Source organism: Pseudomonas sp. AB6 (genome assembly GCF_034314105.1).
Lineage (GTDB): Bacteria > Pseudomonadota > Gammaproteobacteria > Pseudomonadales > Pseudomonadaceae > Aquipseudomonas.
Map to the genome: position 1 here is coordinate 1,796,386 of NZ_JAVIWJ010000001.1, position 16,420 is coordinate 1,812,805.

The 16,420-nt window shown below is 54.3% G+C and carries 10 protein-coding genes; 1 reads left to right on the top strand and 9 read right to left on the bottom strand.

All coding sequences use genetic code 11. From position 1 onward, the window contains the following. Nucleotides 1-142: 142 nt before the first annotated feature. The 8 genes from RGW60_RS08640 to RGW60_RS08675 all read right to left on the bottom strand — a co-directional run bounded on the left by RGW60_RS08640 (nt 143) and on the right by RGW60_RS08675 (nt 12,144). A complete protein-coding gene (locus RGW60_RS08640) occupies nt 143-1,150 on the bottom strand; it encodes a hypothetical protein (RefSeq protein WP_322203795.1) in 1,008 nt (335 codons plus the stop codon). A 172-nt stretch (nt 1,151-1,322) separates the two neighbouring features. After that, nucleotides 1,323-2,513, bottom strand: a complete 1,191-nt coding sequence (locus RGW60_RS08645; protein WP_322203796.1) for a hypothetical protein — start codon at nt 2,511-2,513, stop codon at nt 1,323-1,325. Next, complete coding sequence (locus RGW60_RS08650) at nt 2,503-3,693, bottom strand: hypothetical protein (protein WP_322203797.1); 1,191 nt, start codon at nt 3,691-3,693, stop codon at nt 2,503-2,505. The genes RGW60_RS08645 and RGW60_RS08650 overlap by 11 nt, the downstream gene beginning before the upstream one ends. Then, nucleotides 3,683-7,126 carry a toxin VasX gene (locus RGW60_RS08655; RefSeq protein WP_322203799.1) on the bottom strand — a complete coding sequence of 1,148 codons (3,444 nt, stop codon included), beginning with the start codon at nt 7,124-7,126 and terminating at the stop codon, nt 3,683-3,685. The genes RGW60_RS08650 and RGW60_RS08655 overlap by 11 nt, the downstream gene beginning before the upstream one ends. After that, nucleotides 7,123-7,995, bottom strand: a complete 873-nt coding sequence (locus RGW60_RS08660; RefSeq protein ID WP_322203800.1) for a DUF4123 domain-containing protein — start codon at nt 7,993-7,995, stop codon at nt 7,123-7,125. Before RGW60_RS08660 ends, RGW60_RS08655 begins: the two co-directional genes overlap by 4 nt. Continuing rightward, on the bottom strand, nt 7,982-10,060 hold the full coding sequence (gene tssI, locus RGW60_RS08665; protein ID WP_322203801.1) for a type VI secretion system tip protein TssI/VgrG: 2,079 nt from the start codon (nt 10,058-10,060) through the stop codon (nt 7,982-7,984). Before tssI ends, RGW60_RS08660 begins: the two co-directional genes overlap by 14 nt. Nucleotides 10,061-10,189: 129 nt before the next feature. After that, a complete protein-coding gene (locus RGW60_RS08670; RefSeq protein ID WP_322203803.1) occupies nt 10,190-11,152 on the bottom strand; it encodes a diguanylate cyclase in 963 nt (320 codons plus the stop codon). Between the two features lie 2 nt (nt 11,153-11,154). After that, nucleotides 11,155-12,144, bottom strand: coding sequence for a response regulator (locus tag RGW60_RS08675; RefSeq protein ID WP_322203805.1), 990 nt, complete (start codon nt 12,142-12,144; stop codon nt 11,155-11,157). A gap of 673 nt (nt 12,145-12,817) precedes the next feature. Between RGW60_RS08675 and RGW60_RS08680 the strand changes: the two genes are divergently transcribed. Beyond that, nucleotides 12,818-14,080 carry an arsenic transporter gene (locus RGW60_RS08680; protein ID WP_322203807.1) on the top strand — a complete coding sequence of 421 codons (1,263 nt, stop codon included), beginning with the start codon at nt 12,818-12,820 and terminating at the stop codon, nt 14,078-14,080. Between the two features lie 4 nt (nt 14,081-14,084). On the opposite strand, the gene RGW60_RS08685 is transcribed toward RGW60_RS08680, so the two are convergent. Next, a complete protein-coding gene (locus RGW60_RS08685) occupies nt 14,085-16,379 on the bottom strand; it encodes an Orn/Lys/Arg decarboxylase N-terminal domain-containing protein (RefSeq protein ID WP_407074105.1) in 2,295 nt (764 codons plus the stop codon). Nucleotides 16,380-16,420: the final 41 nt, after the last annotated feature.

The following is a 16,420-nucleotide window of genomic DNA, read 5'->3' on the forward strand; positions in this document are numbered from 1 at the left end:
TTGTTTCATTTTCACGCGGCATTGAATCAACTTGGCACGGCGCAGAAGCAGGCTTTTGAGCTGTGTATAGGCTTTTGGAGGCGGGCTCCAGATCCTCAGTGTATCGGACCAGTCCGAGTGTTTCGATTATTGATCAGGCCCTTCACTTGGCGTTCTTAACCAGTAACGCGCAGGCATCAACGAAGTTCATCTTCTTTTTACGCATTGCGTCTTGAACGGTTAGCGTGGCTTTTTCCAGGGCTGCGCTGGGTTTGGCCCACTGTTCGGCGGGAATGGGTTGGGACCAACGCTGCACTGCTTCAGGCAAAACGGGCGAACCGGCTTTATGGCCCCATTCTGCGAGCAAGTAAGGCATTTTCCAGAAGGTCAAAACGCGGCGCACGTACCACCAACGCAGTGGCCAGCGGGTGCGGGGTTCCAAGCCTATTTCGGCCATGCGTTCATCACTGATCGGCATATGTAAGCTGCCCGTGTCTTCTTTGATTCGTCGCTCCACGTTCCATGTATGCAGTCCTTCATACGGACGCAACTCATCTTCTGTTAAATCACGGCCTATCATCCATACCGACAGGTCATCCGCCTGGCTTGGTATGCCTTGTTCCATATACCGGCGAATTGCCTCCCACGTACCAATGGCATGAGCTTGGCTGGGCTTACTGGCCAGGACGAACTGCACGGTGTCGTTCTTTTCATCCTCAAGTCCCATGCCGAACTCGAAAAGTTGAACGCTGCCGTATTGACTAATCATTTCAGATTGGGATACCCAAGCGACCACGCTCTCCCATGGCACGATCAACACTTCATGGGTGTCGCTGTCGACAAAACAGACTTCGCGGCGTTGGCGGTTAAAACGTATTGAGTATTGTTTGGCACTTGTGCGGACGCCTTGAAGAGTGGCGTGCCAACATATCCCTAGCAGGGATACTGCCGTCAATACACGCGCTTCAATATGAACCTGAAATCCTAGGCCGACTATTTGCCAGAAATCACGCTCTATATCGACGGGGGAAAAAACCACTACGAACGCTGCCATAAAAAATGGAGATATCACTGTCATGAACAACACAATCCAGATCACGAAAGCCAGCATTTTCCCCTGCTCAACCATGCCATTATTATTCCCTCCTATCTGCAAATATTCTTCGTTCATCTCCGAGAAATTCTGGGTACTAATGGCCGGCTGCCCAGTGAAGACCGGTAGCGGGGACAGGTACAATATTTCTTCCGCACCGTTTTTCCGAACCTCTCCAACGCGGGGCCTGTTGTTTTTTATGTCTGGCTTCGCTAAGGACGGCAGTTTGTTTGGTTTGCGCCGGTACAGTTTATTGAGCATTTTTTTCCAACAGCGCGCAGGCATCAATGAAGTTCATCTTCTTTTTACGCATTGCGTCTTGAACGGTTAGCGTGGCTTTTTCCAGGGCTGCGCTGGGTTTGGCCCACTGTTCGGCGGGAATGGGTTGGGACCAACGTTGCACGGTTTCAGGCAGAACGGGCGAACCGGCTTTATGGCCCCACTCGGCGAGCAGGTAAGGCATTTTCCAGAAGGTCAAAACGCGGCGCACGTACCACCAACGCAGTGGCCAGCGGGTGCGGGGTTCCAAGCCTATTTCGGCCATGCGTTCATCACTGATCGGCATATGTAAGCTGCCCGTGTCTTCTTTGATTCGCCGCTCCACGTTCCATGTATGCAGTCCTTCATACGGACGCAACTCATCTTCTGTTAAATCACGGCCGATCATCCATACCGATAGGTCATCCGCCTGGCTTGGGATGCCTTGCTCCATATACCGGCGAATTGCCTCCCACGTACCAATGGCATGAGCTTGGCTGGGCTTACTGGCCAGGACGAACTGCACGGTGTCGTTCTTTTCATCCTCAAGTCCCATGCCGAACTCGAAAAGTTGAACGCTGCCGTATTGACTAATCATTTCAGATTGGGATACCCAAGCGACCACGCTCTCCCATGGCACGATCAACACTTCATGGGTGTCGCTGTCGACAAAACAGACTTCGCGGCGTTGGCGGTTAAAACGTATTGGGTATTGTTTGGCATTTTTACGAATATCCTGTAGCGAGCCATGCCAACATATGCCAATCAAAACAACTCCTGAAAAACAAATTACATCGAAATTTGCCTGAATGCCTATCCAAAGAAGTTCCCAGAAGAAACGCTCAATGTGCGGAGGTGAAAATACAAGTACCATCGCTGCCATAATCAGCGGAAATATAAACATTGCTATTAATATCAGCAGCATCAACCACGCGAGCAACTTCCCCTGCATTACCATACCAATATTGCTGCCTCCCATCTGTACATAGACCTCGTTCATTTCGGAGAAATTCTGGGTACTAATAGGCTGCTGCCCGGTAAAAACCGGCAGCGGGGCAAGATATAATGTTTCTTCCGCACCGCTCTTCCGAACCTCTCCAACGCGGGGTCTATTGTTTTTTATGTCTGGCTTCGCTACGGACGGCAGTTTGTTTGGTTTGCGCCGGTACAGTTTATTGAGCATTTTTTTCCAACAGCGCGCAGGCATCAATGAAGTTCATCTTCTTTTTACGCATCGCGTCTTGAACGGTCTGTGTGGCTTTTTCCAGGGCGGCGCTGGGTTTGGCCCACTGTTCGGCGGGAATGGGTTGTGACCAACGTTGCACGGTTTCAGGCAGAACGGGCGAGCCGGCTTTATGGCCCCACTCGGCGAGCATGTAAGGCATTTTCCAGAAGGTCAAAACGCGGCGCACGTACCACCAACGCAATGGCCAGCGGGTGCGGGGTTCAAGGCCTATTTCGGCCATGCGTTCATCACTGATCGGCATATGTAAGCTGCCCGTGTCTTCTTTGATTCGTCGCTCCACGTTCCATGTATGCAGTCCTTCATACGGACGCAACTCATCTTCTGTTAAATCACGGCCTATCATCCATACCGACAGGTCATCCGCCTGGCTTGGTATGCCTTGCTCCATGTACAAGCGGATCGCTTCCCATGTACCAATGGCGTGGGCTTGACTGGGCTTACTGGCCAGGACGAACTGCACGGTGTCGTTCTTTTCATCCTCAAGCCCCATGCCGAACTCGAAAAATTGAATGCTGCCGTATTGACCCATCATTTCTGACTGGGACACCCAAGCGACCACGCTCTCCCAAGGCACGATCAACACTTCATAGGTGTCGCTGTCGACAAAACAAACTTCGCGGCGTTGGCGATTGAAACGTAAGGGGTATTGTTTGGCGCTTGTGCGGACGCCTTGAAGAGTAGCGTGCCAACATATACCAAGCAAAACAACCCCCGTAAGTATAACCGCTTCGAGATTAGCCCGAATTGCCATCCAAAGAAGCTCCCAAAAAAAACGCTCGATATCAGGTGGAGAAAACACAACCATCATCGTCGCCGCGATTAGCGGAAATATAAATAACATTATCAAGATTATCCAGATTGTCCACGCCAGTAACTTTCCTTGCATCACCATACCAATATTACTGCCTCCCATCTGCAGATAGACCTCATTCATCTCCGAAAAATTCTGCGAGCTAACAGCTGGTTGCCCTGTGAAGACTGGTAGCGGGGACAAGTACAATGTTTCTTCCGAGCCGCTTCTCCGAACCTCACCTACACGAGGCCGATTATTTTTAATATCAGGATTCGCCACGGGTGGTGCGCTAATTTTTTTGCGCCGAAATAACTTATTCAGCATCACGGTTCCTCAACTCTATAGCTGTTAACGGCCAAGCGTCAGTGGCTTGCAACTTGAAGGGAAGTTCCGTCTCTGGTTTGTATTTAAACACGCCCTTGTGATAAAGGGCCCTACTGTGTACATAGGATTTGTGTATGTCGAGGATAGGGAAAATAGTTCGATGGCGTAAAGGTTGGTGGTCTTCCAGCTTGTAGGACAGCGCAATAACCAAACCGAACGGGTCGGTCAATTCGTATTTTGAAAACGAAAGGCTTAATACCAACGCTTCATGGTTTTGGCTGACGATGCGAAGCTGGCTCGCAAAATACTCACTGCGCCCCTCCCAGTAAGGCGGGATATGTACCGGGCGACCCCACCCCTTCTGTGATTGCTCCCTCTCACGGCGCTGATGCACTTCGATAGACACCTCACGACTGTCCAATTCTGCAGTGCTGACGCCGGGCAATGCGAAGCGGAACTCGGTCACGTCATCGTCTTGGCGGATCATTTCGCACAATGGCTGCTGGACGGCGGTCGCCAACGCGATCCAATCGTCTTCCAGACTGCGGTTGAGGTTGTCCAAACCCCAAACGCTGTGGTGCAGCCATTTTTTTGTATCATCCAAATTAAAGTAGTTGTAGATACCTTGCCCTGCCATTTGCAGCGCCATACCAATGATACCGATCAGGTTGGCACGGGCAGCAATGTTAACTAAGAGCGGGCTTTTTTCAGCCCAGGCCATGGCGCGCAACTCTTTGGGTAAGCGCAGGATGTCTTTGGCTATCAAATAAGTGTGCTTATATCCCCATCCATTCGCACCCATCAATACCGCATCGCCACTCATTTGCATCGATGTTGCTGCGAGTTTCTTCCAATCACCCTCCGCTAGTGCTCGCCCCCATTGGTGGCTATGTTTTATTGAATCAAAAGCGGCTGCAGCAAAACCAAACCCAAAAGCACCAAGCCCAGTTAACGTCGCCCACTTACCCAACCTGCTCATCGCATTAAGCTTGCCTGATGCACTTTCCATTTCTGCGATATGGGCTTGCAGCGCACTAATTGCCAAGCCTTGACTTGTAGAAAATCCGGCTGCGGACATTCCAACAAAGGTATTAAATAAAGGGCCAAAATCACGGAACAAAACTGAACTACGGCTAAGTAGCTCATCCGCAGCACTCACAAAATTAACCGCCTGAAAATAAAACACAACCACCGCAATCTGATTACCTTTAGCCGTCAATGCACCTGCAATCGGTTTTTTAAACGTGCCCGTACTTCGATAATCCCGAACCGTGCGCTGCATCTCGTCGCTTAGCTCGGCGTCCATGTTGCCCAACACCAATCCAATCTGGCCGGGGCCTTTACCGCCAGGCGTAAGCCCCTGAGTAAGACGATCCTCCACAAGTGTAAGATTATTTTTTAGATTAGCGATCTGGCTATTTAAATGATTCGGGGCATGGTGGCGAATCAAAACAAGGCGGCGCTCTTTGTATAGCTGCTTCAGTTCTCGTCGCATTCCGATTGCGATACTGCGGTCGCGGTTGAAGTTTTCAATTTCAAACGACGTCGCTGCTCGAAGCGTCAGCCCACTGGTGGCATACGTACGGAGCAAGCGCAGCCGTGCAGCTGGACCGATGTTACGAATAAAACTGTTGAGATCAATGCGTGTGCCTCGTTCAAAGTCCTGCTTAAAAAGCTCCAATTGATGAGCCGTGGTCATCTGCAGCGCCGGGTCATATGCCCCACCCAACAAACTGTTTAACCCTTCAAACTGGCTCGTCAACGCCATGTAATTAGGCAAGCGCTGGCGCATGAGGCTGTTGAACTGGTTGGCCAACGCATCCATTTCCGCGACAGCGGCTGGGGCGTCGGCGATTTTGATGGAAATATTACTGAGGTCCGCGAGCTCTTTTAATGTCGCGTCCTGTTCGGCACTGCCCAGGGTGTCCAGACCTGGCACTTGTACCAGTGGGTTTTTCTCCAAGTAGGTTTCCAGTTGCTGCCAAGCATCCTGGTCGTCGCAGATGGCGGCAACGCAGAGCAGTTCAGTTTCCAAGCGGTGCTTGATCTGTTCGCTTTGTTGAAAGTCGTAATACCAGGCGGCACGGTGAAAATGCCCTTCGACGATCATCTTCAGGCGGTCGGCGCGGATGCGCTTGAGTTGACCTTGCCAGTGCTGCAACAGGGTTTGCTGCTTGAGCACAAAGGTCTGCATGGCTTGGCGCTGGACTAAATCATCAATACCGCGCTCGCCGGGCTCTGCCCCATGAAGCGATTCATAGGTTTGAAGATTAATTTCGGCGATGGTTTGTTCGTGCTTTTGCCAGCGTTCGCCCCCCAAAGCATCGCGCAAGGCCAATATGGATTCGGCGAACGGAATGGTTTTCGCCATCTCGCGCCATTTGAGCTCGTCGCCATACAGCGTAGGCCCTTGGTACTCACGCTTGTTGTGCAGGTAGCTAACCAGTGTTTCCTGCTCTGATTCGTTGATGTCTTTAAGTAATTCGGTGACGCCCGAATTATCGCGGGCCAGGTCCACAAGGCGTTTTTGATTGACGGTGTACAGAGACTGAATGTAAGAGCCGGTCACGTATTGACGCTGAATGATGTCATCGTCGGCCCATTCACCCATCCAATCGGCAACCTTGAGTTGCGCGGCTGCCAGGTCGCGCATGATGCCAATGTCGTCGCGAACGACCAGAAACAAGAAGTCATTTTTGTGCGCGCCACCGACCTGACTGGTCAGCTCCTCAATCCAGGTATGACGAAACAACGGCGCCTGTTCCCAGAGGTAAGCAGTGTTTTCTTCCGGGTTGGCGCCTTCGGGCAGTTGCGCTGTGGGTGCCTTATCAACCGGACCGCGACCGCCCGCCTCGCAACGATTTTCCGCAACTTCTGCCAACCAGGCGCTGGCTTGGCTCTCGGTCAGTAGATGTTTGGCGGTGCGTTCACTGCTTGCTGAAGCGAGATTCACGCGTTGCATGAACCGTTCACGCTCAGTCGCGGACTGGATCACTTGCGAGCATTTATAGGCGGTCCACTGGATTTCCGAGTAGGCGACATAGACCGCATTGTTTCGGGGGACTATCAGCGTACTTTCATTGCCAACGGCATGTTGACGTACATCACTCGCCACCTCGGCTCCGTCCCAAAGCAGCTTGGAAAGGGAACCCTGCTCAATCAAATACTCATGGAGGAACCCGCTGCTGCTGTCGACAACATACAAGTAGCCATCGCGCAACAATCGAATGCCCATGGCCTTGCTTTGCAAAGTATGGGGCATGGGCAAGTCGGAAGGTGGCGTGAGGTGTTCCACCAATCCGTAGCGCAGCGGCAACAACTGAATCGTGGTTTTGGTCAGCGGGCATGCGCCGCCAGCGCTGGCGCTGTCATGGCTGCGTGACTTGGCAATCAAATTGGCCAAGTGGCCACGTGGGGTCATCAGATTTGTCATGGGAAGCATTTCCGCTCGGCCAACGAGGAGATAAGGTGCATGCGCCGTTCAGGAGACGGTTGCTCCGGCGCCAATAACTGGAGGATTTCCGGGTCTTCACCCATGACCTGATCACCTAGCAACCCGTGAGCGTTGGCGTAAAGCCAGATGTCCGCTTCGCTGTCATGCCCATAGGCCGCCGCGCGTTTGGCTAACCGGTACAGATGGTCCCAGCGTTCGTGCGCGGTCAGGGTTGATTGGTATTCCGGAAAAAACTCGCTCATGTGCTGATAGAGTTCTGACACCATTTTGCTAAAACTGGCGCTTTCCAGCAGCGACCACTGGTGCTCGCTCAGTTGGTACAGCGCCGAGTGGTCCGCACTGGGCGCCTCGCTATGGCGGATGAAATAATCCCAGCCATTGCTAGCCGGATTGATCACAACCACCTGTTGGCAAGGACCGAACAGCCTGACAGTCGATGTTTGTGTATCGCCTAACAGCGCGCGAGCCACTGCCGGATCGGCGATGCGCAATAGCATGTCGGCCCCTGACGGGTGCTTTATGCTTGCCAGCCAACGCAGGTGAGCGACCATTTCCGCCCATGGCGCCTCGCTGCACACGAGATAGCCCCAATGCTCATCAGCGTGGGCCAGAAACTCAATAAGCACCGGATCACTTGGACTTCTCACCCGCACCAGACAGGGTGAAAAATCTCGGAGCTGGGCGAAACGGGTTTGCAGGTAAAGGGGCTCTACCTTCACGGTGCAATCCCACGCGAACAGCTTCGGCAGCAAGTTCTCGACCTGTACGGCGTCAAGCAACAAGCCAACGTTCTGCTTCCACGGAAGATCATCGGGTATTTTCAGCGGGGTCCGTTTAGCCGTTGTCATGGGTTTGCTCCGTGTTAGCTAGTTCGCACACTGGGCAAACCAAGGATTTGTTTTTGAGCGCTTTGATCAGGCCCTCGGGGGCCAACGCCACGCCTGTATCCAGAGGCTGAATGCTCCCAGGAGATAACGGCGCTGCAGGCGTTCCCGGCAGCGGAACCCCACCCAACACAATCGGCACGCTGGAGAAGATTCCCGCAGGGTTGAGCACCAGATGCTGACCATTAATGGACAGGGTCAGGGTGATGCCGCCGTCGATAACGATGTTCTCGCCAGAAATATGTACTTCTTGCGCCGCTTCGATGACCAACGCGCCGCCGACGCGGGTATGGCTGGAGCCGGCCACTTGCAAATGATCCGCCGCTGACAACTGCACCTTACGTGCGCCGGTGACCGTGAGGTTCTGCTCGGCTTTGATAACGGTGGTGCTGTTGCCCTTGATCGTTTCCAAGCGCTGGCCACGCACTTCCAAGCGACTGTCGTTCTGAACCAGTTGCTCCATGTCGCGTTGGGCACGCAGGTAGACCAACTCAGCGCCATCGCGATCTTCAAAAGAGACTTCGTTAAAACCCTGACTGGCCTTGGAGCTGCGGCTACGGAACACGCTTTTGGTTTTGTTCGCCGGTAACTCGTAAGGCACTGGATTTCGGTTGTTCGGCAAGCAGCCCATGACAATCGGCCGGTCGGCGTCGCCTTCCAGGTAGGAAATCAACACTTCCATACCGACCCGAGGCAGGGTCACCGCGCCATGATTGTTGCCTGCCCAGCTTGATGCCACCCGCACCCAGCAACTGCTGGTTTCGTCATCCGGCGTGCGGCGATCCCAGTGAAACTTGACCTTCACCCGGCCGAATTTATCGCAGTGAATTTCTTCGCCTTCAGGACCCGTGACCTTGGCGGTTTGGGTGCTGTGGATCAGCGGTTTGGGATGGCGCAGGGCGGGACGAAACTGGATCGTTTCCGGGATGGCGGTAAAGGAGTTCCGATATCCCTGAGCGATTTTTCCGGCGACGACCGGAACATCCGCGCCCAATTCCTCCAACACCTGCGGCTGACGTCCTTCGTGTCGGATCGAAATCAGCACCCACGGGTTATTCCATTTGAACTGCGGATGCTTTTCTAGCTGGATCACCGTCCCGCTGCGCAACAGCGGTTGATCGCTGGTGCCATCAGCCAGTTGAAAATCAGTGCGATGCCGTTGCAGGTCGTGGGTGGATAGTTTTTTACCGTGATCGTCCTCCAGAAAATGCCCGGGATAGACGTAATGCTCAAGTTTCGGCTCGACATGCAGGACTTCACCCCTTTGCGCTTGGGCTTGCGTCGGCCAGGGTTTTCTCGAGATTTCCAGTAGAGAACCGGCTTTCTGGAAATCGTAATCCCGATGCACCACATGGCTGGTGCGTGCCGCTAAACGCACGCCAAACTCATGGATCGAATACGTTTCGGGCACCATGCCGTTCAGCGGTTTGAACGGCAGCGCCACCTTTGCTTTATGGGGAAACATCCCTTCGTCATCGGCGAAAATCAACCGATGGCCGTCGGCCGAATGCTCGAAACGATAAAACCAGCCGTCTTCTTCGCACAGTCGATTCACGAAGTGCAGGTCGCTTTCGTCGTACTGAACGCAGTATTCACGTGGCGTGGCGCGGCTCACGTCACCGTGGAACTGCACATCCAGGCCGCTAAACAGGCCGTGTTCCTTGAGCACTTCAAGGATGATGTCCGGCACACTCATCTGTTGAAACGAACGGCGATGGCTGCTGTGTTCCAGGTAGGCCAGATAGGGTTTCAGCACCGCGACGTAGTGCGTCAGCCGCGCGCAGGAATTGCTTTTATGGATCGAGTGGATGTGCCCATGCAGACCTTCGCCGTCCGGGCCGAAGCTGAGAAAAGCCGCTTTGTGCAGCACGTCTGAAAGCTCAATATCCCCCACCCGGCTGACCAGTTCGACGCTGATGGCGTAGGGCGTGCTGACGGCTTCTGCGCCCTCAAACGCCAATACCTGCAAGCGAGGATCTTCGAGACCTTTGATGCTTAGGGTGAAGGTCGGGTAAGTGGTCTGAGGCATTGGCAGAGTCTCCGCATCAAAAGATGCGGCAACTTTGCAGGACTGTAACGCGGAGGACTATCGGGCGGCGCCAACAGAAGATGTAGGACGCTTCCCATGACCAAGTAATCCGAGGCCTACCTAGCAAACTTAGGCTTTACCCTCATAAGCCGACACTCGATTGCGACCGCCTTCCTTCGAGACGTACAGCGCCTGGTCGGCCCATTCGATGAGTTGTTTGTACTCTGGAGCCGGCTTGCTTAAGTCTGCAACACCCAGGCTAATGGTGCAGCGGATCGACTTTCCGTCATGCACCACTTCTTGTGCCTCGACCGCTTCGCGCAGGCGTTCGGCGAAGACCATGCCACCCGCCTTCGTCGTGCCCGGCAATAGCACTGCAAACTCTTCTCCGCCGTAACGTCCGGCGATGTCGACATCGCGAATATGCTCAAGCACGGTTTCAGACATGCACTGGATAACTTTGTCACCCGCTTGGTGGCCGTAGGTGTCGTTCACACGTTTGAAGTGATCAATGTCGAACATCACGAGCGTCATTGGTGTGTCGTAGCGACAATGCCGGGCGTATTCAAGCTTGAGCGCCTCTTCCCAATGGCCCCGGTTATACAGGCCGGTAAGTCGATCAGTGCTCGACAGCAGTTGTAATTGACGGTTGGCGGCTTGTAACTGATGGGAATTGGTCGCTACGTCGGTCACGTCGTAAATCACCAGGCAAATGTGACTGATTTCGCTGTTGGTCGAGCGCAACGGAAATAAGGTGGTGTTCTGGTACATAAAGTCTTCCTGGCCAGTGATTGGCTGGTAACTCTTGAAATGCACCAAGTACGGACGTTGCTCCCAGATGGTGAACGCCGGTGTGCCGAGGGTCAACACGCTCTCGACTTTCTTGCGAAACCACGCTTGATTGATCTCGGGAAACAAGTCAAAAAACGATTGGTCATGGGCCACACTTGGCACTACACCGGAGCGGTTTTCCATAAAGGTGTTCCAGACTTGCACCTTGAAATTTCGGTCAAATACCACCACGCCGACGTCGATGCTCTGTGTGATGGTCAGCAGCCAATGAAGTTCTTTAATGTCGATGCGTTCGTTCATGGTCAGCTCATCACGTAGGCGAGTTTTTTTGTGAGCCGCTCTACCGAGTCTTCGGTGAATAACAGCAAGAGATCGAAATGGATATTGTGGCCCTCAAGGCTGTAACTGATCTCCACCGCCAGGGTTTTCTTCCAGCGGCGCTGGTTGGTCTGAATCAACTCTTCAATGCTGCCCAGCACTTGCGGGTGTCCTTGAGAAAAAACCACGTCGATTTGCTCAGCGATTCCGGTCAAACAGGCACCGATCAAAATCGTCGACAGGTCCAGGAGCATTTCCATGTCGGAATAGTCGGTGGAGTCCTGCTCCATCAACTTGGCCATGTCGGCGAGTTCAGAGCCGTGAAAGATCAACAGCGCCTCACCCGCGATGCCGCCACCGATATAGCCCTGACAGACCGCCGTCAATTGCTCGCCACTCTGAGCATCGGCCAACGCCATGTGCAATTCGCCCACTTCCAGCATGTTCACGTTGGGCACAGGCAAATGAACAAACACTCCAAGTACTCGCGCCAAAAGCGCAGCCGCACGGCCCATGGCGACGTTAATAACTTCACGAAATGCATCTTGAAAACTGGTTGCCGACTCAACAACGGACTGCGCAACGGCCACGGAGCGGTTCGACTCGCTCAGTATCCCGAGGTCTTCAAGGAGGCTTTTCAACTGTTCCGGTTCCACCGGCTTTTTCAAAAAAGCCAGTGCACCCAACTCTAAGACACGCCGTACAGCCTCAGCCTGTACATCGCCGGAAACGACGATGACCCGGGCTTTCAGTTGCTCTTCGCGAATAGTTGCCAGTACCTGATAGCCGTCCATTTCCGGCATGGTCAGGTCGAGCAAAACGACTTCCCCAAGCCCTCGGCGTATAGCCTCAACCCCTTCTTTACCATTCGTTGCCAAGGTTACCGAGACATTCAAATCGTCGGGTAACGCTCGCAGTAACTGCTTGCGCGCCATATTGGAGTCGTCGCATATCAGCAGGGAAATCGTGGGCATTGTGTTCTTTTCTCACTGCGTAAAGAGTTTAAGGCCCAAGCCGATGTGCCCATGCACTTTTAAAGTGCGCAGTCGTCGCTCGCCTACTAACGAGAGCTGAGGGAAACGCCCAAATTCCGTATAAGCGCGTGCGCCATCGCCATGCAATTTTTGTGCAATATTAAAAGCTGTTTAACACCCAAACCAGTAAATGCGTCACAGCAACCGTATCCTTTGTGCGCAAGACCAATAAATCCGCCGTCATAGCGAGTGTCCATTTCTCCAGTCGCACTTGGCCGTCGGTCAGAATGTTATTTAGGTCTAAAAAATTGGCTATGCCGGCAACAATACCGTCGGTTATTTGTCACAACGTTAAGCTACTATGCCCAATATTGTAACTGGACTGTTACTTGACGGAACGCGAAGCGAACTTTCGTCACTGCTCGCATGCTGTCCGCCGTATCGAAAACGTGAGATTGTGACCACGTTTGTCTGAGGCACGTTGGCAAAGCACAGTACTCAGATTGAATTTTACCTATACCAACGTACGTTCGAATTTTGCTGACGCTCAGTACCATTCTCTATAACGCGACGTGTTACAACGTCCAAGCGCACAGGCACTTCATAGGCCTGCTACACACCCCCACCCTGCGTCTCCATGATCAAAGTTCCCATCTTCAGTTAAGGGTCATGCATGCCTGGATTCGATCCAAACACCGTCATCTGGATCACCGCTGCCCTGGCAACCTGTTGCGTGATTTTTCGGCCATTTGGCCTACCAGAGTATGTTTGGGCGGTGAGCGCCGCCGTGGTGTTAACCATTTTCGGGTTCATACCTTGGCCCTCTGCATTGGGGGCGATTGCCAAAGGCACCGATGTCTATCTGTTCCTGATCGGCATGATGGTGCTGGCCGAACTGGCGCGTCAGGAGGGCCTTTTCGACTGGCTGGCCATGTACGCCGCGCAGCATGCCAACGGGTCCGGTCAGCGGTTGTTCGATCTGGTGTTCCTGGTCGGGACGCTGGTCACCGTTTTTTTGTCCAACGATGCTACGGCGGTTGTGCTGACGCCGGCGGTGTACGCCGCCGCAAAAGCAGCTAAGGCCGAGCCACTGCCTTATCTGTTTGTCTGCGCTTTTATCGCCAATGCGGCAAGTTTTGTGCTGCCGATTTCCAACCCTGCCAATCTGGTGATTTTTGGCAGCCACATGCCACCGCTGTTGGCTTGGTTGTGGCAGTTCAGCCTGCCGTCGATGGCCGCGATTGGTCTGACCTACATCGTCTTGCGCATTACTCAGCGTAAGCACCTGCGTCAACCTTTGGAAACGGTCATCTCCCTGCAGCCCTTGTCCAGTGGAGCACGGCTGACGGCATTTGGCATCATGCTGACGGCCGCGATATTGCTGCTGGCATCGGCGTTCGACCTGCAACTGGGTTTGCCGACGTTTTGTGCAGGTGTAGCCACCGCCAGCCTGATTCATCTGCGTCAACGCATGAATCCGATGCCGGTGCTCAAGGGAGTTTCCTGGAGCGTATTGCCGCTGGTAGGCGGCTTGTTCGTTTTGGTTGAAGGGCTTGCCCAAACCGGAATTATTAATTCGTTGGCGCATATGTTGGCCTCCCTGGCCGACCATTCCAGCAGCCAGGCAACCTGGGGTGCCGGGATAGTTGTGGCAATTGCCAGCAATCTCATCAATAACCTGCCTGCGGGTTTGATCGCTGGTTCTGTGGGGCATATCGCTCATCTGCCAACGCCTACCATCAGCGCGCTGTTGATCGGCGTTGACCTAGGGCCAAACCTATCGATTACCGGCTCTTTAGCCACGCTGTTGTGGCTGATCGCTGTGCGTCGCGAAGGTGAGCATGTCAGTGCCGTCGACTTCCTGCGGGTCGGGATTCTGGTGATGCCGCCCGCCTTGATCGGCGCACTGGCGGCGTTATTCCTAAACGCGGGTTAGTCGATCATTTGATACAGCGGATGCGGTAAAGCCCGTCTTCTACCTCGACCCCATGAGTATCGTGGGTGAACCCTGGAAAATGCCGGTCGTATTCTTCCAATGCCCTGAGATAGCCGAGTATCGGGCCATCTGCTGCACCCGCGCTTTCGCCGGGCATCAACAGCGGAATTCCGGGCGGATATGGCACCACCCCAGTGGCCACGGTACGCCCGGCCATTTGTTCCAACGTAAGCACTTCAACATTGTCACGGACCAATTGCTCGTAGGCAGCCACCGGGCTGAACCGAGGTTCCGGCAGGGTTGAAAATGCCTGAGACAATGCGTCAGTGGTGCGCAGCTCGGCCATCTTCTGGAACATACTTTCGCACAACGCTCGCAGACCCATGCCTCTATAGCGTTGCGGATGCGCCGCCAACAACGCTGGCAATACGCTGTCCAGCGACGCGTTGGCGTCATAGTCGCGCTTGAAGTCGAGCAGCGTATTGACCAGCGTGCCCCATTTGCCTTTGGTGACGCCGATGGAAAACAGAAACAGAATCGTGAAATCAGTGGTTTTTTCTACCACTATGCCTTGGCGATCCAGATAAGCGGTGAGCACCACAGCCGGAATGCCCTGTTCGCTCATGCCGCCACCGGGCAAAATTCCCGGCGTGATGATCGACACTTTGATCGGGTCCAGCATGCAGTAGCCGTCTTCGATGTCACCGAAGCCATGCCACGCTGCGTTCGGTTTAAGCACCCAACACGCCGGTTCAGTCGACAGCAATTCCTCGTCAGCGGCAAAAAACGGCAGGACCTGAGCGCTTTTCGGGTGGGTGACGGTGTCCGGCTGCCAGACGTTGAAGAACCATTCGCCCTTGGTCTGGAACTCGCTGTTGAGTCGCGCCAGCATTCGCCGAAACGCAATCGCCTCGCGGATCGAATCACCGGTCAGGGCTTTGCCGCTGGGGCCGTCCATCATCGCCGCACTGACGTCGTTGGAGGCGATGATCGCGTAATTGGGCGAGGTCGAAGCATGCATCATGAACGCTTCGTTGAACCGCGCATGCTCAATCGGCCGCCGACCATCGCGGACGTGGATCATCGACGCCTGGGACAGCGCCGCCAGCAGTTTATGGGTCGACTGAGTGGCAAACACCGTCGGCCGATCAGCCGCATAATCAGCAGGTTCGCCATGCATCGCGAAGCGCTCGCGGTAAATCGGGTTAAAGCGTGCGTAACCGAACCAGGCTTCGTCGAAATGCAACCGGTCGACGCTCTGACCCAGCAGCGCTTCGACCCGGGTCACGTTGTAGCAAAGGCCGTCATACGTCGAGTTGGTAATGATCGCGTGCATTGGCGTCGGGTCCAGCCCTTCGCGTAACAGCGGATTATTCGCCACCGCGCTGCTAATCGCCTCGGGGGTTAAGCGCTGCGGTGGAATCGGACCGATCAGACCGTAGTGATTGCGTGAGGGAATCAAATAAGTCGGAATCGCCCCCGACATGGTCATGGCGTGTTCGACTGACTTGTGGCAATTGCGATCACACAGCGTGACCTGATCGCGGGTCACGCTGGCCATCAAGATCACTCGATTGGAGGTCGAGGAGCCGTTGGTCACATGGTAGGTACGGTGCGCCCCGAAAACTCTGGCGGCATACACCTCGCTGGCACCAATTGGGCCGGAATGATCAAGCAGTGATCCCAACTCACCCACCGAAATCGACAAGTCGGAGCGGAATAGGTTTTCGCCAAAAAAATCAAAAAACGCGCGCCCCACAGTGGACTTCAAAAATGCCGTGCCTCCGGTGTGCCCCGGCGTGTGCCAGGAATACTCGTACACCTGGGAAAACCGCACCAGCGCGCCGAACATGGGTGGCAACACCGCCTCACGATAACGCTGAATCGCGGCGACAATCCGGCCGCTGATAAAGCGCGTGGTGTCTTCCAGCAGCCAGATGAAATCGTCGGACTTCTGCATCGCTTCCAGGGGAATGGTGGCAGCGCTACTGCGGTCGGCCAAGAGAAAAATCGGCACGCCTTCGCTGCGCTCGCGCACGGCGTCCAATACCCGGTTAGCGATGGCATGGCTGTCGTCCAGCGCCAGCTCCCAGTCGAGCAACACGCATTGCAGCATCGGGTCCGAATGGATCAGGACAATGGCATCCTCGGCCGACTGGGCCAACAGGACTTCCACTTGGCGCTCTTCCAGCTCCTCAGCGAGTTGTCGGACGGCGCGACCGGCCTGGCTGTTAGCGGCAAGTTCTTCATGAATAAGCAACGCTTTCATGCCGAGACGATGGTGCTGATGAACGGACATGGTGTCCTCCAGACTCGTAGGAATGCGGGTCGACACGCGCT